The sequence below is a fragment of the Tenacibaculum aquaeponti genome, from assembly GCF_052084715.1.
Taxonomy (GTDB): Bacteria; Bacteroidota; Bacteroidia; order Flavobacteriales; family Flavobacteriaceae; genus Polaribacter.
This window is the reverse complement of sequence record NZ_CP197288.1, coordinates 1,206,686-1,233,072: the sequence shown is the minus strand read 5'-3', so window position 1 is coordinate 1,233,072 and position 26,387 is coordinate 1,206,686. Positions and strand designations below refer to the sequence as shown.

Genomic DNA, 26,387 nt, shown 5'->3' with positions numbered 1-26,387 from the left:
GTTTTAATTTGAAATGATATTATTTTGATATCATAAAGATATAAAATATTTTTTGAATTACGCAAATATTGAGAATGAATTATATTGTATTTTTGCTTAAAACATAAAAAATGAAACTAAGATTATTAGTAGTTACTATACTATTATTTAACGTGTCGTTTGCTTTTGGATCAGACGATACTTGGGGACCTACAGGTCATAGAGTGACTGGAAAAATTGCAGAAAAACATTTAACTAAAAAAGCTAAAAGAAAAATAGAAAAACTCTTGCAAGGTGAAAGCCTGGCATTTGTTTCTACTTATGCAGATGAGATAAAATCGGATAGAAATTACAGAAAATATAGTGCTTGGCATTATGTAAATATGCCCTTAGATGGAGATTATGAATCGTCTAAGAAAAATCCTAAAGGAGATCTTGTAACTGGAATCAATCACTGTATTAAAATCTTAAAAGATAAAACTTCTAGTTTAGCAGATAAACGTTTTTGTTTAAAAATGCTAGTACATTTAATAGGAGATTTACATCAACCTTTACATATTGGTAGAAAAGAAGATAAAGGAGGAAATTCTATACAAGTTCAATGGCATGGAAGAGGTTCTAATTTGCATAGAGTTTGGGATGAAGATATTATTGCTAAATGGGATATGAGTTACGTTGAATTAGCTGAAAATGCTAAAGATTTAACTAAAGAACAAATTAATTATATTCAAAAAGGAAGTGTTTTAGATTGGGTAAAAGATTCTCATAAATTAACAAAAAGAATATATAACTCTGCCGAGTCTGGAGATAAGTTAAGATATAAGTATTCGTATGAATTTTTTCCTGTTGTAAGAGAGCAATTACAAAAAGGAGGTTTACGTTTAGCTAAACTGTTAAATGAAATATTCTCTTAAAATATTTATAAATAATTAAAAGTCTCTTTTTAAGAGGCTTTTTTAGTTAAAAAAGCGTTAATAATTCAATGATATGTTATACTTTAATTAAATTTAATGTGATGAAATCAATATTAATATTATTATTTAGTTCATTTTTTATATTCTCTTGTAATACCAAAAATAAAAAATCCGTTTCAACAAAATTAAAAGCTGCGAATGAAGTTGTAAAAGTTTTAAACTACGATCAACTAAAACCAATGCTAGAAAAAAAAGATGACAAAATTCATGTTATCAATTTTTGGGCGACATGGTGTAAACCTTGTGTTGAAGAATTACCAGCCTTTGAAAGGTTGAATGAAGAATATAAAGATAAAAATGTAGAGCTTTTGCTTGTAAGCTTAGATTTTCCTAATCAAATTGAGAGTGAGTTATTACCATTTATAAAAGAGCACCAATTAAAACCAGAAGTTGTGGTTTTAGACGATCCAGATCAAGATAAATGGATTAACGGAATTTCTACAGAATGGTCTGGAGCAATTCCTGCTACTATTATTTATAAAAATAATAAAAGAGCTTTTTACGAGCAATCGTTTAGTTATAATTTACTTCAACAAGAATTACAACAATTTTTAAATTAAATATTATGAAAACTTTTAAAACAGTATTTGCCTTATTAGTACTTTTAGCTAGTGTAGCCTTTACAACAAAAGATAAAGGAGCTTATAAAATAGGAGATAAAGTGGATAACTTTACACTAAAAAATATAGATGGAAAAATGGTGTCTTTAAGCGATTATAAAGATGCTAAAGGAGTTGTGGTTGTTTTTACTTGTAACCATTGTCCGTATTCTAAAATGTATGAAGACAGAATTATAGCTCTAGATAAGAAGTATAAAGGTTTAGGTTTTCCTGTGGTAGCTATTAATCCAAATGACCCTGAAGTTTCTCAAGGAGATGATTATGAGTCAATGAAAGTTAGAGCTAAAGAAAAAGGATTTACTTTTCCTTATTTATTTGATGCAGGACAGAAAGTTTATCCAAAATTTGGAGCGACAAAAACTCCTCATGTTTTCATTTTAAAGAATGATAAAAAAGATTTTGTGTTATCTTATATCGGTGCAATTGATAATAATGCACGTGATGCTAATAATGTATCTGAACGATATGCAGAAATTGCAATTAATGATTTGCTTGAAGGAGTTATGCCTACTAAAGTTCAGACTAAAGCTATCGGATGTTCTATTAAAACAAAAAAATAAGTTTTTGGATAAAGAATAAACTTAAAAATCACACATTTTGTGTGATTTTTAAGTTTTACTTTTCTGTTACTTTTAAACGAGCTTTTGCAGAAACAGAAAAATCTGTAAAATCATTGTTTAAATATTTTAAATAGCCAACTATAGCAATCATAGCAGCATTATCAGTTGTATATTGAAATTTTGGAATATAAGTTGTCCATCTCCAATGCTTCTCTGCTAATTGTAGTCGTTTTCTAATTTCAGAATTTGCTGAAACACCTCCAGCAATAGCAATATGTTTTATGCCCGTTTGTTTTACAGTGTTTTTTAATTTCTTCATTAATATTTCTACAATCGTATGTTGTATAGAAGCACAAATATCAACTAAATTTTCGTCTATAAAATTCGGATTCTCTTTTACATTTTTCTGAACAAAATATAAAATTTGAGTTTTTAAACCACTAAAACTAAACTCTAAATCACCAACTTTTGGTTGTGTAAAGGCGAATGCTTTAGGGTTTCCTTCTTTTGCATATTTATCAATTAAAGGTCCGCCAGGATAAGGTAAACCTAGAATTTTTGCAGATTTATCAAAGGCTTCTCCAACAGCGTCATCTATAGTTTCACCAAGCACTTCCATTTCAAAATGATTCGAAATTTTTACAATCTGTGTATGTCCACCACTAATGGTTAAACAAATAAAAGGGAAAGGAGGGATTTTACTACCTTCTTCTTCTATAAAATGTGCTAAAACATGACCTTGCATATGGTTTACATCTAACAAAGGAATGTTTAAACCTAGTGCTAAAGATTTGGCGAAAGATGTTCCTACAAGAAGTGATCCCATTAAACCAGGACCTCTTGTAAAAGCAATCCCACTTAAATCAGATTTTGTAATCCCAGCTTGTGCTATTGCCTGTTGAATCACCGGAACAATATGTTGTTGATGAGCTCTAGAAGCTAATTCAGGAACTACACCACCATATTTAGCATGAACTTCTTGGTTTGCTACAACATTACTTAAAACTTTACCGTTGTGAATTACAGCTGCACTAGTATCGTCACAAGAACTTTCTATACCTAAAATATAAATAGATTTTTCGCTCAAAACTGTTTGGATTTATCAGTGCAAAAATATTCATAATACGTTAGATATTCGTTAAAATTGGCGTTTCTTTGCAATAAGGCAGAATTTTTGTAGTTTCTTTCTGAAAAATTAGGAGGTCAATATCATTAGAAGAGTTAGGAAAATAGCGGTTAGAATTGTAGGAATCTTAGCAATACTTTTATTACTTCTCGTAATAGTTTTGTCTATTCCCGCTGTTCAAAGTAAGTTGGCAAAAATTGCGACAAAGCGAATTAATGATGATTTTAAAACAAATATTGTTATAAAAAGAATTGATTTATCTCTTTTAGGTAATGTTCAACTAAAAGATATAGAAATTAGAGATCATCATAATGATACTTTAATCTTTGTAAAAAACCTTAAAACTTCACTTCAAAATGCAAAAAAGATTGTCGATAATAAGGTGGATTTAAGTGATGTTAGTTTGTCTGGAGCTTATTTTTATATGAAAAAATATAAAGGAGAAGAAGAAGATAATTTAGCAGTTTTTATTGAAAGTTTTGAAGAAGATGATGATCAAGTAAAGAGTGAAAATCCATTTACTCTAAAAGCAAAAAATATTTATTTAGAAAACCTGAATTTTAAGGTTTCAGATGAAAATAATAAAGAACAAACACAATATGCAGCTTATAATGCTGGGGGAAATATACAGGATTTTAAAGTTGTTGGCCCAGATGTTTATGCAAATATTAGAGGGTTATATTTAATAGATAATAGAGGTATAAATGTAACGAATGTAACTACTGATTTCTTCTACAGTAAAACTAAAATGGATTTTAATAATACTACTATTAAAACCGACAATGGTTCATTTTTAAAAACTGATATTGTATTTAATTACAAGAGGAAAGATTTAGCAAGTTTTACAGATAAAGTTAATATAAAAGCTGACTTTAAAAAAAGCACACTCGCAGTTAAAGATGTGAATAAATTTTATGGAGAGTTAAGAGGAAATGATAAATTAATCTTTACGGGTTCCGCTACAGGTACATTAAATAATTTCAATGCAAATAATATAAACATGTATTCAAAAAACGGAATGATTATCCGTGGAGATATGGGATTTGTTAATGCATTTAATTCTGAGAGAGGGTTCTTATTTGATGCTGATATTGAAAATGTAGCCTCTAACTACAATCAATTGAAAAACATCCTACCGAATGTTTTAGGGAAAACATTACCTAGTAATTTTAAAAGAATTGGCAATTTTTCTTTATCAGGTTTATTAAGTTTAACACCAGATCAAATGGATGCTACATTAAATTTAGATTCTGAGTTAGGTAGCACTGTTTCTGATTTATTATTCACAAATATCGACGAGATAGATAATGCAACTTATGATGGTGTTATAGAGTTTATTGATTTTGATTTAGGAAAGTTTGCAGAAAATAATGATTTGCATAAAGTGTCATTAAAAGCAGACGTTCATGGAAGTGGTTTTAATGTTGAAAATATCAACTCTTCTATTATAGGTAAAGTAACTCGTTTAGATTTTAGAGGATATTCTTACAAAGATCTAAATGTGAACGGGCAATTTCAAAACAGAAAATTTGATGGGTACCTACAATCAAGGGATGAAAATTTTAAACTAGATTTTAAAGGGCTAGCAGATTTTTCTTCTGAAACACATAAATTTGATTTTGTAGCAGATATTGATAAGTTGGATTTAAAAAAGACTAACTTTTTCAATAGAGACAGTATCTCAGAATTAAAAGGAAAAATCCAATTAGATGTTGTAGGTAATACGTTTGATGATATTGTTGGTAAAGCAACCTTTCAAAACCTTATTTATAAAAATGAAAATAAAACGTTTTCATTTAAAAACTTCAATATTAAATCTTCTGTAAAAGATAGTATTAAAACTATCGAAGTAAATTCTACAGATATTGTCAAAGGTAAATTAGAAGGTAAATTTTATTTTAACGATATAATACCAGTTTTTCAAAATGCTTTAGGAAGTGTATATACTAATTATGAAGCCTTGCCAATTGAAAAACATCAATTTTTAAATTTTGATTTCACAATTTATAATCAAATTGTAGATGTTTTTTTACCTAAAATCTCTATAGGAAAAAACACAAGAATTAGAGGACGAATTAACTCTGATAAAAATTTAGTGAAATTGACTTTTTCTTCGCCTAATATTAACGCGTATGAAAATGATATTAAAGATGTAATATTGAGAGTTGATAATAAAAATAAACTTTATAACACACACTTTACAGCACAAAAAATAGCCAATAAATATTATCATATAAGCAAGTTAAATCTGGTAAATAGAACGGCAAATGATACTTTGTTTTTTAAATCTACATTTAAAGGGGGGAAAAAGGAAAAAGAAAACTTCGATTTAAATTTTTTCTATACAATAAATGAGTTACACGAATCTGTACTTGGATTACAAAAATCAACTTTTAATCATAATGGATTCGATTGGATTATCAATCCAAAATCAGATAAAAAAAATAAATTAGCTTTTAACGTTAAAGATAAAAGTTACAAATTCAGTCCTTTTAAATTGATATCTGATGAGCAAAATATTGATTTTGAGGGAAGTGTAATAGGTGATAATCAAAAAGATATTAAAGCAAGTTTTAAGAAAGTACAATTGCAAAGCTTTTTGCCTGAAATAGAAGGGTTGTTTTTAGAAGGTTTATTAAATGGTAATCTGGCACTTAAAGAAGAAGAAGGAAAAATTGAGCCCAAAGCAAATATTATTATTAATGATGTTATCGTAAATGATTTTTCGCAAGGTACTTTAAAAGCTAAAATAGAAGGAGAAAACTCTTTAAATAAATTTAAAGTTGATGTCTCTTTACGAGATTATAATTTCGATAATATTAAAATCATAGGAGGTTTAGATTTTACAAATAATAAAAAACCTCAAGTAGATCTTAAAGTTAATTTTAATCAATACGAATTAAATGGTTTTACTGATTTGGGAGGAGAAGTACTTTCCAATATTAGAGGTCGTTTATCTGGAGACTTTACAGCGAAAGGATTAGCGTATAATCCTATTTTTAAAGGAGAGTTAAAGTTAGATGAAGGAGGTTTAACATTTCCTTATTTAAATATAGACTTTGATCTTATTGAAAACACTAAAATTAAACTAGTTGATCAAACTTTCTTTATCAATAATATTATAATAAAAGACACTAAATATGATACTAAAGGGTATTTAAATGGAAGTATTACACATAGTAATTTTGAACAATGGTATTTAAAACTTGATTTAGATACTCCTAATTTATTAGTGTTAGATACTAAAGAAGCTGAAGAAATTCCTTATTATGGGAAAGGATTTATTAGAGGAAATGCTAGAATAAGAGGTTTAACCAGTAATTTAAGTATTAAAGTAAATGGAAAAACAGAAGAAGGAACTTTATTTGTTATTCCTTTAAATGATGTAACTACTATCGATAATTATAAGTTGATACGTTTTAAAACTAATGAGGAGGTAAACGAAAAAGAAATTAATATTGAAAAAATTAAAGGTGTAAATCTTGATTTTGATTTAGAGGTAACTAAAGATGCAATAGCCCAAGTAGTAATTGATAAAGTGTCAGGAAGTGATTTAAAAGGAAGCGGAAACGGAAATTTACATATAGAAATTGATACACGAGGTAAGTTTATTATGGATGGTGCAATTACTATCGATAACGGGTTTTATAATTTTAAATATGGAGGTATTATAAGTAAGCCTTTTCAAGTACAAAGAGGAGGTACGATTTCTTGGTCAGGAGACCCTTTAAAAGCACAGTTAAATCTTACGGCAATTTATAGAACTAAGGCCAATCCAGCTCAATTATTAGATAATATTAATTCAACTAGAAAAATCCCTATCGATTTGTATACGCATATCACAGGAGGTTTATTTGATTCTAAACAAGAGTTTGATATAAAGATACCAAATGCAAATTCAACAGTAGCTTCTGAACTAGAATTTAAATTGAATGAAAACGATATTAATACCAAAATGCAACATTTCACATTTTTAATGGCATTTGGTACTTTTTTTAATGAAGAAAATATAGGAAATAGCGCATCTAATGGTATAACAGGTACAGCAGCTCAAGTTGCGTCTAATATATTATCAAGTGTTATAAATAAAGAAGATAGTAAATTTAAATTTGGAGTGCAGTATACACAAGGAGATAGAACAAATGTAGAGCAACTTCAAAATAATATAGACGATCAAGTTGATTTATCGTTTTCAACTCAAATTTCAGACAGAGTCTTAGTGAACGGAGCTTTAGGTGTACCTATTGGAGCAAGTGCTCAAACTAGTGTTGTAGATGTTAAAGTAGAGGTTTTATTAAATGAAGAAGGAACTTTAAGAGGAATGTTTTTTAATAAGCCTAATGATATTCAGTTTGATATAGATAATGAAGGTTATACTCAAGGTTTAGGATTATCGTATCAAGTTAATTTCAATTCATTAGGTGAATTAGGTGAGAAATTAGGTATAAAGAAAAAGAAGAAGAAAAAGAAAAAAGAAGTAAAAAAAGATAGTATTATTGTAAAAAAAAGTAAGTTAATAAACTTCAAAAAGAAACAAGACACTACAAAAATTAAACAATGATCCGAACAACTAAAAACTACATAGTTTTAGCTTTAAAAGGAATGGCGATGGGAGCAGCAGATGTAGTTCCTGGAGTATCAGGTGGAACAATAGCATTTATTTCTGGAATTTATGAAGAGTTATTACAATCAATCAGTAATATAAACTTAAGTTTATTTAAGACTTTAAAAGAAGAAGGTTTCAAAACAGCTTGGAAGCAATTAAATGGGAATTTTCTATTAGCACTTTTCACAGGAATTTTTATAAGTGTTTTGTCGTTAGCTAAAATAATTTCTTGGTTACTAGAAACACAACCAATTTTAGTTTGGTCTTTTTTCTTCGGTTTAGTTTTGGCGAGTGTTATTTATATAGGAAAACAAATTAAGAAATGGAGTGTTTTGTCTTTTGTATTATTAGTTTCTGCCGCAGTTGCAGCATATATAATAACAACATTACCGCCACTAGTATCAGAAAGTTCTTCAAATTTATTTTTGTTTTTATCTGGAGCAATAGCAATTTGTGCTATGATTTTACCTGGAATTTCGGGGTCTTTCATCTTAGTTTTATTAGGGGCTTATAAACCAATATTAAACGCAGTAAGTTCAAGAGATTTTGTAACTGTTTTTTTTGTGGCTTTAGGGTCGATAGTTGGATTATTATCGTTCTCTAGAGTTTTAAAATGGTTATTTGCTAATTATAAAAATTACACATTAGCTGCATTAACAGGTTTCATAATAGGTTCTTTAAATAAAATTTGGCCTTGGAAGAAAGTATTAACCTACAGAATAAACTCTCACGGAGAAAAAGAAGCCTTTAATGAATTGTCTATTTCTCCATTTTCATACGAAGGAGATCCGCAATTACTTTATGCAATAATTTTATCAATAGTTGGTTTTAGTTTAATTATTCTTTTAGAAAAATTAGCCGTTAAAAAGTAATTATTGGTAAATTAGGCCTTATGCACAAGGAACGAACATTCTTAGAGAAACTAAATCTTTTTTTAAAAGGTTTAACCATGGGAGGAGCTAATAAAGTTCCTGGGGTTTCTGGAGGAATGGTTGCTTTTGTTATGGGATTTTATGAAGAATTAATTTTTACTTTTCAACGCATAAATAAAACAGCTTTTAAGTTATTGTTTAGTGGAAAGTTTAAAAGCTTCGCCAGATATACCAATTTTCAATTTTTAGTTTGGGTAATGTTAGGAAGTACATTTAGTTACTTTAGTGTTTCTCTAGTACTCGATTATTTCCTTAAGAATTATGAACTTTATGTTTGGGCTTGGTTCTTTGGAATGATTATAGGTTCCATTTATTACATTTCTAAAGATTTTGGAAATTGGAATTTTAAAAGTGTAATTTCATTACTTATAGGTGTGAGTATAGGTTTGGCAATCAGTTTTATGACACCAGCAAAAGAGAACGATAATTTATGGTTTGTTTTTCTTTGTGGAATTATTGGTGTCTCAGGAATGACTTTACCAGGTTTATCAGGTTCTTTTATTCTTATTCTTTTAGGAAATTACGTTTTATTACTAGTAGATAGTGTCAATGTACTAGGAGTAGTAATTGCTAATATGTTTTCTGGTGATTTTTCAGGATTTAAAGATGCTGTTAAAGTTAGATATCTGAAAATTATATCTGTTTTTACCTTAGGTTCAGCTTTTGGTTTAGTGTCTATTTCTCATGTTTTAGGATATGTGTTAAAACATTATAAAAATATAGTTACAGCTGTTATTATTGGTTTTATTAGTGGTTCTTTAGGAATTGTTTGGCCTTGGAAAAAAACCATTTACAAACAAGAAAATAGTCAGTTTTTGTTTGATAGTAAAGGAAACAAAATTGTAGAAAATTACGAACGATTTATTCCAGATTTTCAATTAACAGAAACTTGGATTACAATTGGTTTTATAATAACAGGAATAGCACTTATTTTAATAATCGATTTTTATGGAAGAAAAAAGAAGTAAGAAATTATTCGGATTAATAGGTAAAAATATTTCCTATTCATTTTCTAGAGGATATTTTGCTGAAAAGTTCGAAATGTTAGATTTACATGATCATGAATATGTAAATTTCGACCTTACAGTTATCAACGAGTTAGACGATGTTTTAAAAGAGTATAATTCTAGTTTAAAAGGTATGAATGTAACAATACCGTATAAAGAAGAAATCATTCCTTTTTTAGATAAAGTTGATAAAAAAGCTAAAAAAATAGGAGCAGTAAATACTATAAAAATAAGCAAGAAAGGAAAACTTAAGGGGTATAATACCGATTATTATGGTTTTAAAAATTCATTAAAACCATTATTGAAAGAAAAACATAAGAAAGCATTAATTTTAGGAACAGGTGGTGCTTCTAAAGCGATTGCTTATGCATTAAAAAAGTTAAACATAGAATATGCTTTTGTTTCTCGAAAAGCTAAAAATGAAGCTATGTTTAGTTATAATGATTTAAATAAAACAGTTGTAGAAGATCATTTAGTAATTATAAATTGTACACCTTTAGGAACTTCACCAAATATTACACAAAAGCCAAATATTCCTTATCAATACATTGGAGAACATCATATTCTTTACGACTTAATTTATAATCCGGCAGAATCTGCTTTTTTAAAGTCAGGAAAAGAAAATGGAGCAACTATTAAAAATGGTTTGCAAATGCTAGAATTACAAGCTGAAAAGGCTTGGGAAATCTGGAACTAATATTTTTTTTTCTACAAAAAGAAGGATTCGCTTATTTAGAATCAAGATATATTCAATATTCCTTATCTTTATGTTCGAAATCAAATGGAACTATAAACATTTTTAATATGTTAGAAAATAAAGATAAAAGTACAAACGAGAATTCTACTGAAGCTATAACAAACAAAGAAACGGTTTCTGAAGCTACACAATCTGCAGTTAATGAAGTGGAGAATATGGTAGCCGAGAATTCTGAAAAAGATGAGAAAAAAGAAGAAATTCCAATGCTAGACTATAATGCAATGGAATTGGAACAATTAGTAGTAGAATTAAAGAAACTATTAAAAAATCATCCCGTACAGCTTATCAAGAATAATGCAGATGAAATTAAAAATGCGTTTAATGTAAAGTTTGGTAAACTTTTATCTCAAAAGAAGGAAGAGTTTTTAGCTGAAGGAGGTAATTCTATCGATTTTCAGTTTTCTAGTCCTGTAAAAGTTGAATATAACGGACTTTTACGAGAGTATAAAGAAAAGAGAGATGCTTACTATACACAAATAGAAAATCAACTTAAAGATAATTTAGAGAAACGTAATATTATTATTGATGAATTAAAATCGTTGATAGAAAATGCAGATCCTAGAACAATGTATAATGAATTTCAAAAAATTCAAGAGCGTTGGAAAGGAGTTGGTGCAGTTCCTAGAGATCGTTACAATGATACATGGAAAATTTACCATCATCATGTAGAGCGTTTTTATGATTTATTACATTTAAATAAAGATTTTAGAGAGTTAGATTTTAAACATAATTTAGAAGAGAAACAAAAGTTAATCGCAAGAGCAGAATCTTTATTAGAAGTTGAAGATGTAAATGTTGCTTTTAAAGAATTACAGGAATTACATAGAATTTGGAAAGAAGATGTTGGACCTGTAAATAGAGAACTTCGTGAAGATGTTTGGAATCGTTTTAGTGATATAACTAAAAAATTACATGATAAACGTCACGATTACTACAAAGATTTACGATCTAAACACCAAGAAATTATCGATGCTAAATTGATAATAGTTGAAAAGATCAGTAATTACGATTTTTCTAAAAACCAAACACATAAAGATTGGCAGAAAAGTATTCGCGAGGTAGAAGCTTTACGCAAAGAATATTTTAATGCTGGTAAATTGCCATATAATAAAAGTGAAACTGTTTGGCAAAAATTAAAAGAAGCTACTAAACGTTTTAATACAGCAAAAAATACTTTTTATAAACAAGAAAAATCTTCTCAAACAGATAATTTGAAGAAGAAAATGGAGTTAGTAGAATTAGCAGAAAGTTTAAAAGATAGTGAAGATTGGGAAACTACAACTAATACGATGAAGCGTATACAGTCTGATTGGAAAAAGATTGGGCATGTACCTCGTAAATATTCAGATGAAATATGGAATCGATTCAAAGCTGCTTGTAATGCTTTTTTCGACCGTTTAAATGCTCATAGAGACGGTGTAAGTCAAGAACAAGAAGCTATTGTTGTAGAAAAGAAGAAGTTTTTAGAAGATTTTAAAGCATTAGAAGGCCTAACTGTAGAACAAGTACAAGAGTACATTCAAAAATGGAGAGCTTTAGGTTCTTTACCAAGAAATGCGCGTCATTTAGATGGTAAATTTAACAAAGCTGTAGATGCAAGTTTAGCAAAATTAAATTTAGGCAGAGAAGAGATAGAGTTAATGAAGTTTAAGAATGTAGTTGATGGTTATTTAGCTCAAGAAGATTATAGAAAATTAGATAGTGAGCAATTCTTTATCCGTAAAAAGATTACAGAAACTGTAAGAGAAATGCAACAGCTAGAGAATAACTTAAGTTTTATATCTAATGCTACAGAAGATAATCCATTAGTGAAGAATGTAAGAAAAGGAATTCAAGGATTTAAAGACGAGTTAGATATTTGGCAGATGAAGTTAGATTATTTAAGAAAGTTAGATTACTAATAATCTAGTTTTATGAAATTACAAAAGCCCAGATAAATATCTGGGCTTTCGTGTTTAATCCGTATATCTATGGAAACTAGACCCTTGATTTTTTGGTGCTGGTTCTGGAACTGGTGTAGCAATGAAATTTTGAGATTCAGAAGAACAAAAAGTGCTTGAGCTTGCAATTCTCTGATAACATGTTTGGTTGTTTAAATAAGTTTCATAACTATTTTAGTATAGTTATCACTTAAAATATACTGTTAAAATGGTTGTTTTTTTTTCGATTAAAAAAAACTAATAGGAATTAGAAATAAAAAAACCTCGAATTATTTCGAGGTTTCTTGTTTTATATTTTTATGATTGATTAAGAGAATAAATTATCAATTTTATGTTTCTCTTCAGCAGCTAAGGCAGCATCAACTAAGATTCTACCACTGTGCTCATCAATTGTAATCTTTTTTCTGTTAGCTATTTCTAACTGTACTTGTGGTGGAATAGTAAAGAAAGAACCTCCAGCAGCTCCACGCTCAATAGATACAACAGCTAATCCGTTTTTTACTTTATTACGAATTCTTTTGTAAGCAGTTAATAAGTGCTTATCAATAGATTCAGAAAACTCAATAGATTTCTCTTGTAATAACTTCTCTTCTTTTTCAGTTTCTTGTAAAATAGCGTCTAACTCAGATTTTTTAGCATTTAAGTGTCCTTCTTGTTGTGCTAATTTTTCTTTAGTGTTTTCAACTACTTGTTTCTTTTGTGCAATTTTAGCTTTAAATTCCTTAATTCTTTTTTCAGCTAATTGAATTTCTAATTCTTGATATTCAGTTTCTTTACTTAAAGAATCAAACTCTCTATTGTTACGAACATTCTTTTGTTGTTCTTGGTACTTTTTAATTAAAGCTTTAGCCTCTTCAATAACTAACTTTTTGTTACTAATATCAGTATCTAAATTAGAAATATCTTGCGCTAAGTTCGAAAGTCTAGTATTTAATCCGGCAACATCATCTTCTAAATCTTCTACTTCTAAAGGTAATTCTCCGCGAACATTTCTAATTTCATCAATTCGAGAATCGATTAATTGTAAGTCGTATAAGGCTCTTAACTTTTGTTCTACCGTTACTTCTTTTTTTGCCATCTTTAAATATAATGTATTGGATTTGTATTTTCTTCGCTTAAAATAATTGCAAAATTAGTAAATTTTTTTGTAAGATAATCAACTAAAAGATTTTTTGTATACTGTTCACTTTCATAATGTCCAATATCTGTAAGTAAAATCTTGTTTTCTGCTTTATAAAATTCATGATACTTAAAATCTGCACTTATATATGCGTCTGCTTTTCCTCGTATTGCGTTAGAAATCGCAAAACTTCCAGAACCTCCTAAAACTGCTACTTTTTGTATAGGTTTTCCTATTAATTCAGAATGTCGAACACATCCAGTTTTAAAAGTTGATTTTACAAATTGTAAAAAATCTATTTCTTCCATAGGAGAACTAAATTCCCCAATCATACCCATTCCTACTAATTGATTTTTATTATCTAAAGTGATAATTTCATAAGCCACTTCTTCATACGGATGATTTTTTTGTAATGCTTGTAAAATTTTTCCTTCTAAATGGTTTTCAAAAGTTACAGTTATACATGTTTCCTCTTCAAAATGTAACTCTCCTTTTTTACCAATAGTTGGATTCGAGTTTTCTTTTCCTCTATAACTGCCTTTACCTTCAACATTAAAGGAACATTGATCGTAATTTCCTATGTTTCCAGCTCCAGCATTAAATAAAGATTTTCTTAAATCATTAGCATCACTGTAAGGAACATAGGTGGTTAGTTTTTTGATTTGTTTCTTTTTTGGGATTAAAACCTTTGTGTTTTGTAAACCTAATACTTTACACATTTTTGCAGAAACACCGTTGTTTGAATTATCTAAAGCGGTATGTGTAGCATATATTGCAATATCGTTTTTAATTGCTTTTAAAACTACACGTTCTACATAATTATTTCCGTTTAATTTCTTTAAGCCACTAAAAATAATAGGATGGAAACTTACAATTAAATTGCATTTTTTCTCAATAGCTTCGTCAACGGTTTTTTCTAATGTATCTAAGGTAACAAGAACTCCTGTTACTTTTGTATTATAATTGCCAACTAACAAACCTACATTATCAAAGTCTTCAGCATAAGATAAAGGAGCTAGTTTTTCTATATAGTTTGTAATATCTTTTACGATCATAGTATCTATTTAGCTAAAGGTAAAGTTAATATTTTTAATGTATTTTCGCTGCAATGAAAGCTATTAGATATTTATTATTTCCTTTTGCGATTATTTATGATTTAATAACTACGATTAGAAACTTTTTTTATGATAAAGGAGTATTTTCATCTACAGAGTTTCAATTACCAGTTATTGCTGTTGGAAATTTAAGTACAGGTGGTACAGGGAAGTCACCTCAAATTGAATATTTAATTCGTTTATTAAAAAATGATTATAAAGTTGCTGTTTTAAGTAGAGGTTATAAAAGGAAGACAAAAGGTTTTATTATATTAAATGAGAATCATATTGCTGAAGATGTTGGAGATGAACCTTTACAATTTTTCTCAAAGTTTAATGAAGATATTCATGTTGCTGTTAATGCAAACAGAACAGAAGGAGTACAACAGTTAATATCGAAGGTTAATCCAGATGTAATTTTATTAGATGATGCTTTTCAGCATAGAAAAGTAAAAGCAGGTTATTATATTTTACTTACTAAATTTAATGATTTGTATTGTGATGATTTTATTTTACCAACTGGTAATTTAAGAGAGAGTAGGAGAGGAAGTAAAAGAGCAGATGTTATTATTGTAACGAAATGTCCTGGAAATCTTTCTGTAAGTGAAATGAATATTCTTCGAAAGAAATTAAATATTAATAAAAAACAAAAGTTGTACTTTTCTACTATTGATTACAATGAAAACTTGAAAGGAAGTAAAAAAATATCAGTAAAGGAATTAAAAGGTTATGATTTAGTTTTAGTTACAGGTATAGCAAATCCAGATTCTTTATTAGCGTACTTAAAAGAAAATAATTTAAATTTTACCCATATTAATTTTCCTGATCACCATAATTTTTCTAATTCAGATATTTCTAAAATTGAAAAGACTTTTAATGCTATTTCTTCTGAAAAAAAAATGATTCTAACTACAGAAAAAGATTTCATGAGGTTGAATGGCAGAATTTCTAACTTAATATATATTGCTATAGAAACAAAGTTCTTAGCAGATGAAAAGCTTTTTGTATCTGATATTACAGGTTTTATAAAAAGTTAAATTTGTATATTGGCATTGTTTTTGCTCCCCTTCACCTGTAAAAAAGAATATAATGGGAAGAATAGTTTACACTTTATTATTAGTTTTTTCTGTAACTATTGGTTTACAAGCTCAACAAGAAAATCAAATGAAAACGGAAGTTGAGAAAAACATTTGGTTACCTACAATGAAAGAAGCTATAAAGAAAGCTACTGCAGAAAATAAACCCATTTTAATTTATTTTACAGGTTCTGATTGGTGTGGGCCTTGTATCAATCTAGATAATACTTTATTTCATACAGAAAAGTTCGAAAAATTTGCCGCTGAAAATTTAGTGTTGTATACAGCTGATTTTCCTAGGAATAGAGATTTAGTTACTAAAGAGAATAGAAAAATTAATAAAGAACTAAGTCACAGATACGATCAAAGTTCTTTTCCAACGATAATTTTAATTAATTCAAAAGGAGAGGTTTTAGGGAGAAAAAATGGGGCTTATTTACCTGAGTATTATTATACTTTCTTTGAAGAAATTGTAAGTCAAAACAAATAAAAAAATGCCATTTTAATATAATTTAAAATGACATTTTTTAATATAATTCAGTGTTTAATTATACATGTTTTTTGCCAAAAGACTCTCTTGCTTCAGCCATGATTTGTTTAATGTCTTGATCATCTTTTCTTGGACAAATCATAATTACATCTTTCTTTTCAACTACGATGAAATCTTGTAATCCTTGAATAACAACACGCTTTCCGTTTTGTGTACGAATCATATTTCCTTTAGCGTCTCTAAAAATAACACTAGCACCAACAACAGCATTTTCTTGTTCATCTTTCTTTAGCTTACCATAAAGAGATCCCCAAGTACCTAAATCATTCCATCCAAAATCAACAGGTAAAACATGTACGTTATTTGCTCTTTCCATAATGGCAAAATCAATAGAAATATTCTCACATTTTCCGTAGTTATTTTTTATAAAGTCATCTTCAAAATCTGTATTGTATACATTGCTTCCATCGTCAAGAACATCAACCATTTCGGGTAGGTAGACTTTAAATGCTTCTATGATACTTTTCGCAGACCAAACAAAAATTCCAGCATTCCATAAATAATCACCGCTTTTTAAAAATTGTTGAGCCGTTTCTAAATCTGGTTTTTCAGTAAATCGAGTTACTTTTTTTATTTCTGTTGAATTTTGTTCGTATCGAATATAACCGTATCCAGTATTTGGATGATCTGGTTGAATACCTAGAGTCATTAAAATATCTTCTTTAGAACAAGCTTCAAAAGAAGTTTTAATATTCCTTAAAAATTCACCTTCATCTTTAATCCAATGATCGGAAGGAGCTACTAACATAACCGCGTTTGGATTTTGTCTATAGATTTTTAAAGCAGCATATAAAATACATGGAGCTGTATTACGCATTACAGGCTCTAAAAGTAATTGTCGATTACTTAGTTGAGGCAGCTGTTGCAATACTAGTTTTTCATAACTCGTATTTGTGGCAATTAAAATATTATTAGTAGGTACAAGTTCATTAATACGTTCAAAAGTCCTTTGAATAAGAGATTGACCAGTTCCCAACATGTCATGAAATTGTTTAGGAAACTTTTGAGTACTTACTGGCCAAAATCGAGAGCCAACTCCTCCGGCCATAATTATAGCGTAATAATTTTTAGTCATAATGGGTGTGTTTTATGTCAATCCAACAATTGAAACTTCTATATTTTGATTAAAGAGATAAACTTTATTGTTCTTTAAATTTAAGCATTCAAATCGAGTTCTTCTCTTTTTTCCTTTTTTATATGTGTTTTTTTTATACACAAAAATACTACCTTCTGGAATTTCAAAGACAAAGTTCTTTCCTGATTTTGCCATATTTCCTTTTAAAGCTAGGGCTAATTTAGGATCAGAATCTGTGCTAGCTTTTGGGTTTTTAAAGTGGTTAGCTAATAGAGGAAGTATATGATTTGGATAAATATCTGGTCGTAAGAACGGAAGCATTAAATGTTGAAAGACTGTTTTCCATTCTTTACCATGTGGTTGAACTCTACCAAATTTTTTATAGGTAACATGATGTGCTATCTCATGAATTAAAGTTAATAAGAATTGGTATTTATTTAAATTGTTATTAACTGTAATTTGAGTTCTACCATCTGCAAATGTTCTAAAATCGCCATGTTTGGTTTGTCGTTCATTTACAATTTTAAGATTTATAGCATATTTTTTAATTAGATATTCTGTCAAAGGAACAGATTGTTCTGGAATGTATGCTAAAAGTGTTGCTTTCAATTGTGTTAAAATCTTAAATAAGAAAAAGTTATAAGTTTGATTCTTTTGTAAAAGAAAAACCTAAAACTATGATAAAAATTAACTTTATACTAGTTTTAGGCTATTAAAATGAAAAAACTTATTTAAATTTTTGCTGTAGTGTTTAATTAAATAAACAGTTACATTTAAAAATTATAGACACTCAAAAATAGTATTACAGCAGATTTTTTTTCAAATGCTTTTCACTGAAATGAGTAAGGTGTTTTTCCTATGAGTTATAATTAAATTTTATTTTTTAGATAAGTAATTGTACTTCATTAAATCAGATTTACTTTGAATTGGGAATTTTTCTCCATCTTTTAATATGAAGTTTAAGTTAGTAATTTTTAATACGTCGTTATAGTAGTGATCTGTAATGATAATCCCTTTTTCTTGTTTGAGTTTTAAAAGTAAGTCAGAAATAATCTTTATATAATTTGGTTCTACCATAGAAAAAGGTTCATCTAATAGTAAAAAGGGGTGATTTAAATTTCCAATCAATAAAATTTCTAGATATCTTAATTCACCTATAGAGAGAGTTCCTATTTTTTGTTTTTCAAAAGAAGCTATTTTGGTATCATAAAAGATTTTTTCTTGATCTTTAGATTTGGAAAAAAATAAAGGTATAATATCTCTTACTTTTTTCTCTTTCGGTAAAAATGTATTTTGAGGTAAGTAAGCTATAAGTTTATCTGATATAACCTTTTCTTTTGGGATACTTTTATAATCTATTTTAATTAAAATCTCGTTGGCTTTAATAGTGCCAAATATAGTTTTTAGTAATGAAGATTTACCAGATCCATTTCTTCCAAAAACACCAATAATATCTCCTGTACTACATTCAAAACTAATATTATTCAAAATCTTTTTGTTACCAAAAGAGAGATTAATTTTTGAAACGTCTAACTTCATTATTTAATAACTAAAAGTATTAATAAAACAGGAAGAATAAAGATCCAATTGAACAGGAAAACATTGGAAAGTAATTTTCTTTTTGTAAATCCTAAATTGTAATACATGTAGTATTCATTTTCTTTAAAAAGATGAAATCCCCAGTATCCAATTAACACTCCAAAAGTAGAGAAGTTGATAATAGCCCAAAATAAACTACTTGATAAAAAAAGTACTAAAGAAAATACAAAGTTTAAAAAGTTTACATCAACATAATATTTCCAGAAAGCTGTGTAATTCATAGAATTGTAAATAATTCAATACAATAATATGTTTTGAAACTGGAAAAAGCTGGTAATTAAATGTTAAATATGTTTTGAATACAAGTTATGGAGTAGAACTTGAAACTTGAAGTACTTTTCCGTTATAAAATTTATTTCCAGTTAAAGCAAAATTAAAAATATAATCAGCCATTTCTATAGCTTTTAAGGGAGCTTGATAACCAGGAAAGGCTTCTTCTAACATTTCAGTTTGTACAGCTCCAAGAGCTAAAACATTAAAAGCGATTTGTTGTTCTTTGTATTCTTCTGCTAGTAATTCAGATAATGTAATAACAGCTCCTTTTGCAGAACTATATGCTGCTAAACCAGGGAATTTCATGCTGCCTTGTATTCCTCCCATGCTACTTACTGTTACAACATGACTTCCAGATTTCATAAAAGGGAGTAAATTTTTTGTAAGAGATGCAACCCCAAAAACATTTACTTGATACACTTTTATGAAATCATCGGTAGTTAATTCGCTAAAAGGTTTATTAATTAGCATACCGGCATTATTGATTAAAATATCAACAGAGTTCCATTCTTTTTCTACAAAATTAGCCGCATTTATAATGTCATTTTCTTTAGAAAGGTCAGTAGAAATTGTAGTTATATTTTCATGATTTACTTTATCTAAAGAATTTGAATTTCTTGATAAGGCTAAAACTTTATGTCCGTTATTAGCAAATTGTAATGCTAATTCATAGCCAATTCCTCTACTAGTTCCTGTTATAACAATATGTTTACTCATGTATTTTGTATTTTAATCTAAACTAATGCTTTAATATATCCCACTTTTCTTTTAACAAAGAGTTATTTACGATGTTATTTTCTTTGTCAGCTATTTCCTTCGAATATTTAATTCGATCATCTAATATTGGATGCGAACTTAAGTATTTCGGTGTGTATGCAGAAGTTTCTTCTTTCAAAATTTCGAATAATTCATGCATTCCGTTTAAGTTGAGGTGGTTGTTTTTCATTAATTCTAGTCCAAAAAGATCAGCTTCTTTTTCTAAACTTCTTGAAAACGACAATTGAGAAAAGCGATGAGCGTTATCTTTAAAAATATTAGTAACTCCATTTGCGTCTCCAAAAATTATTGAGAAAAATATAGAACCTGAAATATCACGAGCTAGGTTCTTTAAAATATGACGTTTTTCAATATGCGAAACTTCATGACCAATTAAGGCCGTTAATTGATGTTCACTTTCTATTTTTTCTAATAAACCAGAGTAAATTACAATGATGCCTCCAGAAATAGCGAATGCGTTTAATTGATTACTTGTTGATACTTTTACTTGGATTGGGAACTCAGATTTTATGTGTAAAGTATTTACAAAATCTTGTAGTTTTTCTGATTGTTCTTCGTTTATATGTAATGTGTTAGCTAAATTGTTATATACATAATCGCCAAAGATTATTACATTTTCTTTAGCTAAGTTTTTAGCAAAGTTTACTGCTACAAAAGGAAAAATCCAAAAGTATAAGATTAAGGATAAACTTAAGATTCCAGAAAGTAAAAGCGCAATCGATTTTCCTATTGACTTATGTAGTTTTACATCAAGTTGATTACTGAATTCTTTTTTGTTATTTATATATTTTATGAATTCTTTATCTGAACTTTCAATTCTTTGAAAAGGAAAATTATTTCCATAGGTGAAAGCAACTATGTCTTTTGTGTAAACTTCTGATTTTTTGATAGAATTTGTTTTCCAAAGAATAATTTTAGAAAATTCATTCAATTTATTTTGATCTGCAATACTGATTTTCCATTCATGGGGATTAGGGCAAATATTTACTTCATGAGAAGCAGAAGATATTCCATCAAAGTAAGTCGCAGAAAATTGCATTTTATATTAAATCAATATCTAAAAAATCTAAGAAATCATCACCAGCAGCATTATTATAATCATCATATTGCACTTGTTTAATACTATTGGTATCTAAACCTTCTTCTATTTGTAAAAAACGGAACATAAATTTATGAGTTCTAACAATAACCCATGGTGTAGCGATTCCAAAAGTAAATGTGATTAGTAAAAAGTTTACAATTACAAGTTCAAAAACATCACCGGCTTTCATATCTAAAGAGAACTTAACTTTTCTGCCGTTTTGAGTAATCTCTGTATTATTTGCGTAAAAAGCTAATAATTCTTTGTAATACCAGAAAGTGTATATACCTAATGTTAAATAGAATAAGAAAAAGAATTTAAGGTTTATCCAAAATAAAGTACTTCCTTCACCTTTGAAGTCAAATGATAAATTTCCAAATCGTAAATGACTAAAAATATATTTACGAATATCTACAGCAAACCAAGGTGAGTAAATTCCTAAAGTTAAAATGGTTAATAACATGCCAATTAAACATTTCCAGAATAATTCCATTCGATCACCTAAATATTTAAAATAAATACCTTTCCAAGAACTTCTAGAAGTACGATATCGCATTGCACCATGAATTGCAAAAGGAATCAATAAAATAATAAAAAGATAAAATACCCCAATAGAGATACCAAATGTTGTAGGATTATTACTTACAACTCCATAGATCAAGAAAAAATAAAGTAGAAGTAAGAAAACATATACTTTAATAAAACCTTTAAAAACTTCTTTTCCTGTTCCATGAAAAGCGAACCTAGCTTTATCTAATTCTGTTGATTGATAGTGATATTTTAAACGCTCAACTTTAGCCCAAGGATAGTATAAACCAAAACTAATAATAGTTAAGAATAGATTTTTAAAGAAAATAATGGCAAATTCACCACCTTTTCCAAAATATGTAAAACGCTTTTTTTCTGATTGTAAACGATTAAGAAAATCCATAGAAACTTGTATAATAAACGTAAAAATGCAATATTATTTTAAAGTATACAACTTTTGAATATTTACTTTAAATTTGATTCTTTAACTCCAAAAAAACTATTTACTAATGAGAAAATATATATTGTTATATCTTTTTATATTCATTCAAAGCGTAGCTTTTGCCCAAAACACTTATATCTATTGTGGAAATCTTTTAGATACTGAATCTGGTAAAATACAGTCGAAACAAACTATTATTATTGAAAAAAATAAGATTATTGATGTTGTTTCAGGTTATGTAACCCCCAAAAAAAATAGTGATAAAACAATTGATTTAAAAGATAAATACGTGCTTCCTGGATTAATAGATATGCATGTTCATATTGAGAATGAATTTGGACCTACTACTCGTTTAGATAGGTATATTTTAGATGAAGCTGATATTGCTTTTAATTCTGTTGGTTTTGCTAAAACAACCTTACTTAAAGGATTTACAACGGTAAGAGATTTAGGAGGAACTGGAGTTAATATTTCTATTCGTAAAGCTATTGATAAAGGGAAAATTCCTGGTCCTAGAGTAATTACAGCAGGAAAATCGATAGCTTCTACTGGTGGACATGCAGACCCAACGAATGGAAGTAGAAGGATTTTAGTGGGGAATCCAGGACCGAAAGAAGGTGTGGTAAATAGTGTAGAAGATGCAAAAAAAGCAGTACGACAACGTTATAAAAATGGAGCAGATTGTATAAAAATTACAGCTACAGGTGGTGTATTAAGTGTTGCGAAAAGCGGAGATAATCCACAGTTTACAATAGAAGAAGTTAAAGCTATTTGCAAAACTGCCAAAGATTATGGAATGCATGTTGCAGCTCATGCCCATGGAGACGAAGGAATGCAACGAGCTATTATTGGAGGTGTAAAAACTATTGAACATGGAACTTATATGAGTGAAGCAACTATGGATTTAATGAAAAAATATAACGCATATTTAGTACCTACAATAACAGCTGGAAAAGAAGTAGAAGAAAAAGCTAAGGTTAAAGGATATTATCCTGCAATTGTTGTTCCTAAAGCATTAGCCGTGGGACCACAAATTCAAGGAACTTTTGCTAAAGCATATAAAAGAGGAGTAGGAATAGCTTTTGGAACCGATGCTGGCGTATTTAAGCATGGTAAAAATGCAAAGGAGTTTGGTTATATGGTTGAGGCAGGAATGCCTGAAATTGAAGCAATTCAATCTGCTACAATAACAAATGCAAAAATTTTAAAAATGGAAAGTGAAATAGGTCAGGTAAAAAAAGGTTTTTTTGCAGATATTATAGCTGTTACTGATAATCCATTAAAGAATGTGAAAACAATTGAAAATGTAGTTTTTGTAATGAAAAATGGTGAAGTTTATAAAAAGTAATAGATAAATGATTTAATTTGAAAAAAGACTTTTACATTTTTGTAAGAGTCTTTTTTTTATAGAATAAATTCATCTAAAATTATGTAACTTTTTCTAGTTGAAATAGACTTATAAATTGAAATTAAAAATTACTTAGTTATGATTAAAATGACTCCATTTTTAAGTAGATATAATTTTATCTTAATACCGTTGTTACTTCTAGTATCACTAACATTATTAAGCCTTAATTTTCAATCAAATTCTAATTTAGCTCCATATTTAATTATAGATTTCTTATTCACTATTCCTCTAGTATATTTTTTACTAATTAGAAAAAAAGATATTCATAAGTTTACTGTGGTTTCTGTCTTTGTGTTAGGTGTTTTACTTTCTAGTTTTTTAATTCCGACTGAAAATCAAGGGACATTAAAGTTGGTGAAATCATACATAATTCCAATTCTTGAGTTAGTGATTTTTTCTACTATATTAATAAAAACTAGAAAATTATATCAAGGATATAAAAAGAATAATGTAAAGAATTATGATTTTTTTGAGACAATTCAAGCTGCTAGTTTAGAAATTTTTCCCAGTAAAATAGCTTCTTTTCTAGCGACAGAGATTACCGTTTTTTACTACGCTTTTTTTAAATGGAAATCTACAGATATAAAGAATAATGAATTTACATATCATAAAGAAGGTACTTATACAGGTATTTGTATAGGAATTCTGTTAGTTATTTTAATAGAAACTTTCGTTTTACACATGTTGATAGCTGAAAGGAATTTGGTTTTAGCATGGATAATTAGCGGATTAAGTATTTACACCTTAGTACAGGTTATTGCCTTAATAAAATCAATGAGAAGTAGACCAATTTTTTTTGATAATGATAAACAAAAAATATATTTAAGATTTGGTTTTTTAGGCAAAGCAGAAATAGATATAGAAAATATTAAAGCTATAAGAAGTATTAATGATAGTGAAAAGTTAAATCACATCTCTTTTTTAGGAAGTTTAACAGGAGCAAATATGATTATTGAATTTAAGGAAGAAATCAGTTATAATTACTTTTATGGAACTGATAAAAAAACAGATCATTTAGCTTTTATTATTGATGATAAAAATAATTTTATAAAAAGAGTTAATGCCTTAATATAAAAATAAAAGAAGCCATTTAGGCTTCTTTTATTTTGTTTACATATTCCCCCCGAAACTGTAAACCTACTATATTTTTTTATAATCTTCTTTTTTAAAGAAAAAGAACTATTCATTTTCTTTTCAGTAATAAATAGTTCTTTTTAACAAACCAAATTAACTACTATAAATAATTATAATGAAACAAACTTTACATTAAAGATAGAACAAAGCTTTAATGATTTGATTGTATTTCGATGAATGGTAGACTTTCCTTAGTTTAATAAGAAAAGTACTTTAGTTAAAAGTAATATGCTGATAAGCACCTATATCAGGATTAGGATTTCTAGCAACACCTAAGATATCTATGCTAATTGAAGAGGGTAATGCATTACCCACAGCAGCACTGTTGCTACCAATAATAAATTCTTCTTTGCTGTTATCTTTAAAATCTTCATTACCATTTAGTATAACATTTAAATAATGAGAAGTATCGTTGAAATTTAATTCATTATTATTTTGAAAATTATTGTTGAAATCATCAAAATGAATTAAACAGTTTTGAACCATATAGTTAAAACTATCACCATTTTGTACACGATCTATAACGAATTCTATATTATTATTTCCTGTAATTATACAATTGGTGAAATTTGCAGCATTTAAATCTCTTGTTTCTATAACATCTTGTCCGTTCTCATCTTTAAAAGATAAAAAGTTATTTATTAAAACAGCTGGCAAAGAACGTAAGCTTTTATTCCAGTAATTAGCAAAAGTAGAATGTGTAAAGTTATAAGTTCCACCAATAGTACCAGCAAAAGAAGCTTGTCCTGCATTACCTATAACAACATTTTCTCCAGAGATATTTGCTTGTCTACCTAAAAGGCCAAAACTAGTTTGATTATAAATTTCTGTATTTGTTAAGCGGAGAGTAGGAGAGGAGTTTGTTCCTTGATTATCTACTAATATTCCTACAATACCATTTTTAATCTGTGCATGGTTTATTTCATTGTTTATACTTCCAGATCGCATCCAGATTGTACCCCATTGACCAGAAACTCTACTGAAAGAATTTTCTAAACGATCTCCTTCAAAAACAACTTTTTCATCTAATGTACCATTAACTTTTAAAGTTGCATCTTTGTCTATGATTAAACCAGAATTATCATGAAAATGGATTCTTGCTCCAGCTTCAATAGTTAAAGTTTTGTTTGCAGGTACAGCTGCGTAACCGTATATAACATAAGGTTTGTCTTTGGTGAAAGTAAGTTCGCTATCTTCTAAAAAACGCCCTTGAATAGATGTTAATTCTCCATCTAAGGAAAGGTTGTCTATTTCCATAGATATAGGATCTCTATCAGGAAAAATAAAAGTGGCATCTTGAACTAAAGTAACTAAATCAACATCTTGTTGATTTGTACCTGTATCAAAAAGAATTTTATCTGTATAAAGTGGATCTGGAATGGCACTAAAATCGATTGTAGTTTCTACAAAAACAAAAATACTGTCTTTAGCTAATATTTCTACATCCTGAAACATTTTCCCAGGAACTCCATCAACATTTAAACGATAATTAGAAGAGGTTCCGTTTTCTAATCGAATTTCAGGAACAGTGATAGCTTTATCGCTTCTGTTATATACTCTTAAGTTATAGGTAGCAGATCCTATATTTGTGAAAATAGTATCTAAAAAAACTGTATCTCTAGAGAATTCTAAATTACCAAAGCTAGGAACAGTGCTGAAATCTTTTCTGCAAGAACTAACAATAGTTATAAGTGCGATTATTAAAACAGTCTGTATTAGCTTGGTCATA

General features: G+C 28.3%; 23 protein-coding genes. 12 read left to right on the top strand and 11 right to left on the bottom strand.

Annotated features, from left to right (window positions below):
* Window positions 1-110 precede the first annotated feature (110 nt).
* From ACSIGC_RS05435 to ACSIGC_RS05425, 3 genes are all read left to right on the top strand, one after another.
* Window positions 111-893, top strand: a complete 783-nt coding sequence (locus tag ACSIGC_RS05435) for a S1/P1 nuclease (RefSeq protein ID WP_442267144.1) — start codon at window positions 111-113, stop codon at window positions 891-893.
* 101 nt (window positions 894-994) lie between these two features.
* A complete protein-coding gene (locus tag ACSIGC_RS05430) occupies window positions 995-1,513 on the top strand; it encodes a TlpA disulfide reductase family protein (protein WP_442267143.1) in 519 nt (172 codons plus the stop codon).
* Window positions 1,514-1,518: 5 nt separating this feature from the next.
* The gene (locus ACSIGC_RS05425; protein ID WP_442267142.1) at window positions 1,519-2,133 is read left to right on the top strand and encodes a thioredoxin family protein; all 615 of its coding nucleotides are present in this window, start codon (window positions 1,519-1,521) and stop codon (window positions 2,131-2,133) included.
* A 55-nt stretch (window positions 2,134-2,188) separates the two neighbouring features.
* On the opposite strand, the gene tsaD is transcribed toward ACSIGC_RS05425, so the two are convergent.
* Window positions 2,189-3,220 carry a tRNA (adenosine(37)-N6)-threonylcarbamoyltransferase complex transferase subunit TsaD gene (tsaD, locus tag ACSIGC_RS05420; RefSeq protein ID WP_442267141.1) on the bottom strand — a complete coding sequence of 344 codons (1,032 nt, stop codon included), beginning with the start codon at window positions 3,218-3,220 and terminating at the stop codon, window positions 2,189-2,191.
* A 226-nt stretch (window positions 3,221-3,446) separates the two neighbouring features.
* Here tsaD and ACSIGC_RS05415 point away from each other — a divergent pair, with 226 nt between their 5' ends.
* The 5 genes from ACSIGC_RS05415 to ACSIGC_RS05395 all read left to right on the top strand — a co-directional run bounded on the left by ACSIGC_RS05415 (window position 3,447) and on the right by ACSIGC_RS05395 (window position 12,462).
* The gene (locus ACSIGC_RS05415) at window positions 3,447-7,820 is read left to right on the top strand and encodes a translocation/assembly module TamB domain-containing protein (protein ID WP_442267140.1); all 4,374 of its coding nucleotides are present in this window, start codon (window positions 3,447-3,449) and stop codon (window positions 7,818-7,820) included.
* Window positions 7,817-8,737 carry a DUF368 domain-containing protein gene (locus ACSIGC_RS05410; RefSeq protein WP_442267139.1) on the top strand — a complete coding sequence of 307 codons (921 nt, stop codon included), beginning with the start codon at window positions 7,817-7,819 and terminating at the stop codon, window positions 8,735-8,737. Before ACSIGC_RS05415 ends, ACSIGC_RS05410 begins: the two co-directional genes overlap by 4 nt.
* A gap of 20 nt (window positions 8,738-8,757) precedes the next feature.
* Window positions 8,758-9,765 carry a DUF368 domain-containing protein gene (locus ACSIGC_RS05405; protein WP_442267138.1) on the top strand — a complete coding sequence of 336 codons (1,008 nt, stop codon included), beginning with the start codon at window positions 8,758-8,760 and terminating at the stop codon, window positions 9,763-9,765.
* Entirely contained in the window at window positions 9,746-10,501 is a 756-nt protein-coding gene (locus ACSIGC_RS05400; RefSeq protein ID WP_442267137.1) for a shikimate dehydrogenase family protein, read from the top strand. Before ACSIGC_RS05405 ends, ACSIGC_RS05400 begins: the two co-directional genes overlap by 20 nt.
* A gap of 107 nt (window positions 10,502-10,608) precedes the next feature.
* A complete protein-coding gene (locus ACSIGC_RS05395) occupies window positions 10,609-12,462 on the top strand; it encodes a DUF349 domain-containing protein (protein WP_442267136.1) in 1,854 nt (617 codons plus the stop codon).
* A 346-nt stretch (window positions 12,463-12,808) separates the two neighbouring features.
* Here the strand turns inward: ACSIGC_RS05395 and ACSIGC_RS05390 are convergent, their stop codons facing one another.
* Together ACSIGC_RS05390 and ACSIGC_RS05385 are read right to left on the bottom strand one after the other, a co-directional pair.
* The gene (locus ACSIGC_RS05390; protein ID WP_442267135.1) at window positions 12,809-13,579 is read right to left on the bottom strand and encodes a zinc ribbon domain-containing protein; all 771 of its coding nucleotides are present in this window, start codon (window positions 13,577-13,579) and stop codon (window positions 12,809-12,811) included.
* A gap of 2 nt (window positions 13,580-13,581) precedes the next feature.
* A complete protein-coding gene (locus ACSIGC_RS05385) occupies window positions 13,582-14,676 on the bottom strand; it encodes a Nif3-like dinuclear metal center hexameric protein (protein WP_442267134.1) in 1,095 nt (364 codons plus the stop codon).
* Window positions 14,677-14,729: 53 nt separating this feature from the next.
* Here ACSIGC_RS05385 and lpxK point away from each other — a divergent pair, with 53 nt between their 5' ends.
* Together lpxK and ACSIGC_RS05375 are read left to right on the top strand one after the other, a co-directional pair.
* The gene (gene lpxK, locus ACSIGC_RS05380) at window positions 14,730-15,752 is read left to right on the top strand and encodes a tetraacyldisaccharide 4'-kinase (protein ID WP_442267133.1); all 1,023 of its coding nucleotides are present in this window, start codon (window positions 14,730-14,732) and stop codon (window positions 15,750-15,752) included.
* 52 nt (window positions 15,753-15,804) lie between these two features.
* The gene (locus ACSIGC_RS05375) at window positions 15,805-16,281 is read left to right on the top strand and encodes a thioredoxin family protein (RefSeq protein WP_442267132.1); all 477 of its coding nucleotides are present in this window, start codon (window positions 15,805-15,807) and stop codon (window positions 16,279-16,281) included.
* A 58-nt stretch (window positions 16,282-16,339) separates the two neighbouring features.
* Here the strand turns inward: ACSIGC_RS05375 and ACSIGC_RS05370 are convergent, their stop codons facing one another.
* The 7 genes from ACSIGC_RS05370 to ACSIGC_RS05340 form a co-directional block, all read right to left on the bottom strand.
* Window positions 16,340-17,416 carry a mannose-1-phosphate guanylyltransferase gene (locus ACSIGC_RS05370; RefSeq protein WP_442267131.1) on the bottom strand — a complete coding sequence of 359 codons (1,077 nt, stop codon included), beginning with the start codon at window positions 17,414-17,416 and terminating at the stop codon, window positions 16,340-16,342.
* Between the two features lie 12 nt (window positions 17,417-17,428).
* Complete coding sequence (locus ACSIGC_RS05365; RefSeq protein WP_442267130.1) at window positions 17,429-18,025, bottom strand: SprT-like domain-containing protein; 597 nt, start codon at window positions 18,023-18,025, stop codon at window positions 17,429-17,431.
* Between the two features lie 267 nt (window positions 18,026-18,292).
* Window positions 18,293-18,955, bottom strand: coding sequence for an ATP-binding cassette domain-containing protein (locus ACSIGC_RS05360; protein ID WP_442267129.1), 663 nt, complete (start codon window positions 18,953-18,955; stop codon window positions 18,293-18,295).
* Complete coding sequence (locus ACSIGC_RS05355) at window positions 18,955-19,236, bottom strand: hypothetical protein (protein ID WP_442267128.1); 282 nt, start codon at window positions 19,234-19,236, stop codon at window positions 18,955-18,957. Before ACSIGC_RS05355 ends, ACSIGC_RS05360 begins: the two co-directional genes overlap by 1 nt.
* An 85-nt stretch (window positions 19,237-19,321) precedes the next feature.
* Window positions 19,322-20,005 (bottom strand): SDR family NAD(P)-dependent oxidoreductase, encoded by a 684-nt coding sequence (locus tag ACSIGC_RS05350; protein WP_442267127.1) that lies wholly within the window; start codon window positions 20,003-20,005, stop codon window positions 19,322-19,324.
* Window positions 20,006-20,027: 22 nt separating this feature from the next.
* Window positions 20,028-21,104 carry a M48 family metallopeptidase gene (locus tag ACSIGC_RS05345; protein ID WP_442267126.1) on the bottom strand — a complete coding sequence of 359 codons (1,077 nt, stop codon included), beginning with the start codon at window positions 21,102-21,104 and terminating at the stop codon, window positions 20,028-20,030.
* Between the two features lies 1 nt (window position 21,105).
* Window positions 21,106-22,077, bottom strand: coding sequence for a YjgN family protein (locus tag ACSIGC_RS05340; protein WP_442267125.1), 972 nt, complete (start codon window positions 22,075-22,077; stop codon window positions 21,106-21,108).
* Window positions 22,078-22,183: 106 nt separating this feature from the next.
* Here ACSIGC_RS05340 and ACSIGC_RS05335 point away from each other — a divergent pair, with 106 nt between their 5' ends.
* Together ACSIGC_RS05335 and ACSIGC_RS05330 are read left to right on the top strand one after the other, a co-directional pair.
* Window positions 22,184-23,464 carry an amidohydrolase family protein gene (locus ACSIGC_RS05335; protein WP_442267124.1) on the top strand — a complete coding sequence of 427 codons (1,281 nt, stop codon included), beginning with the start codon at window positions 22,184-22,186 and terminating at the stop codon, window positions 23,462-23,464.
* A 138-nt stretch (window positions 23,465-23,602) separates the two neighbouring features.
* Window positions 23,603-24,598, top strand: coding sequence for a hypothetical protein (locus tag ACSIGC_RS05330; protein ID WP_442267123.1), 996 nt, complete (start codon window positions 23,603-23,605; stop codon window positions 24,596-24,598).
* A gap of 273 nt (window positions 24,599-24,871) precedes the next feature.
* Here the strand turns inward: ACSIGC_RS05330 and ACSIGC_RS05325 are convergent, their stop codons facing one another.
* Window positions 24,872-26,386 carry a hypothetical protein gene (locus tag ACSIGC_RS05325; RefSeq protein ID WP_442267122.1) on the bottom strand — a complete coding sequence of 505 codons (1,515 nt, stop codon included), beginning with the start codon at window positions 26,384-26,386 and terminating at the stop codon, window positions 24,872-24,874.
* Between the last annotated feature and the right edge of the window lies 1 nt (window position 26,387).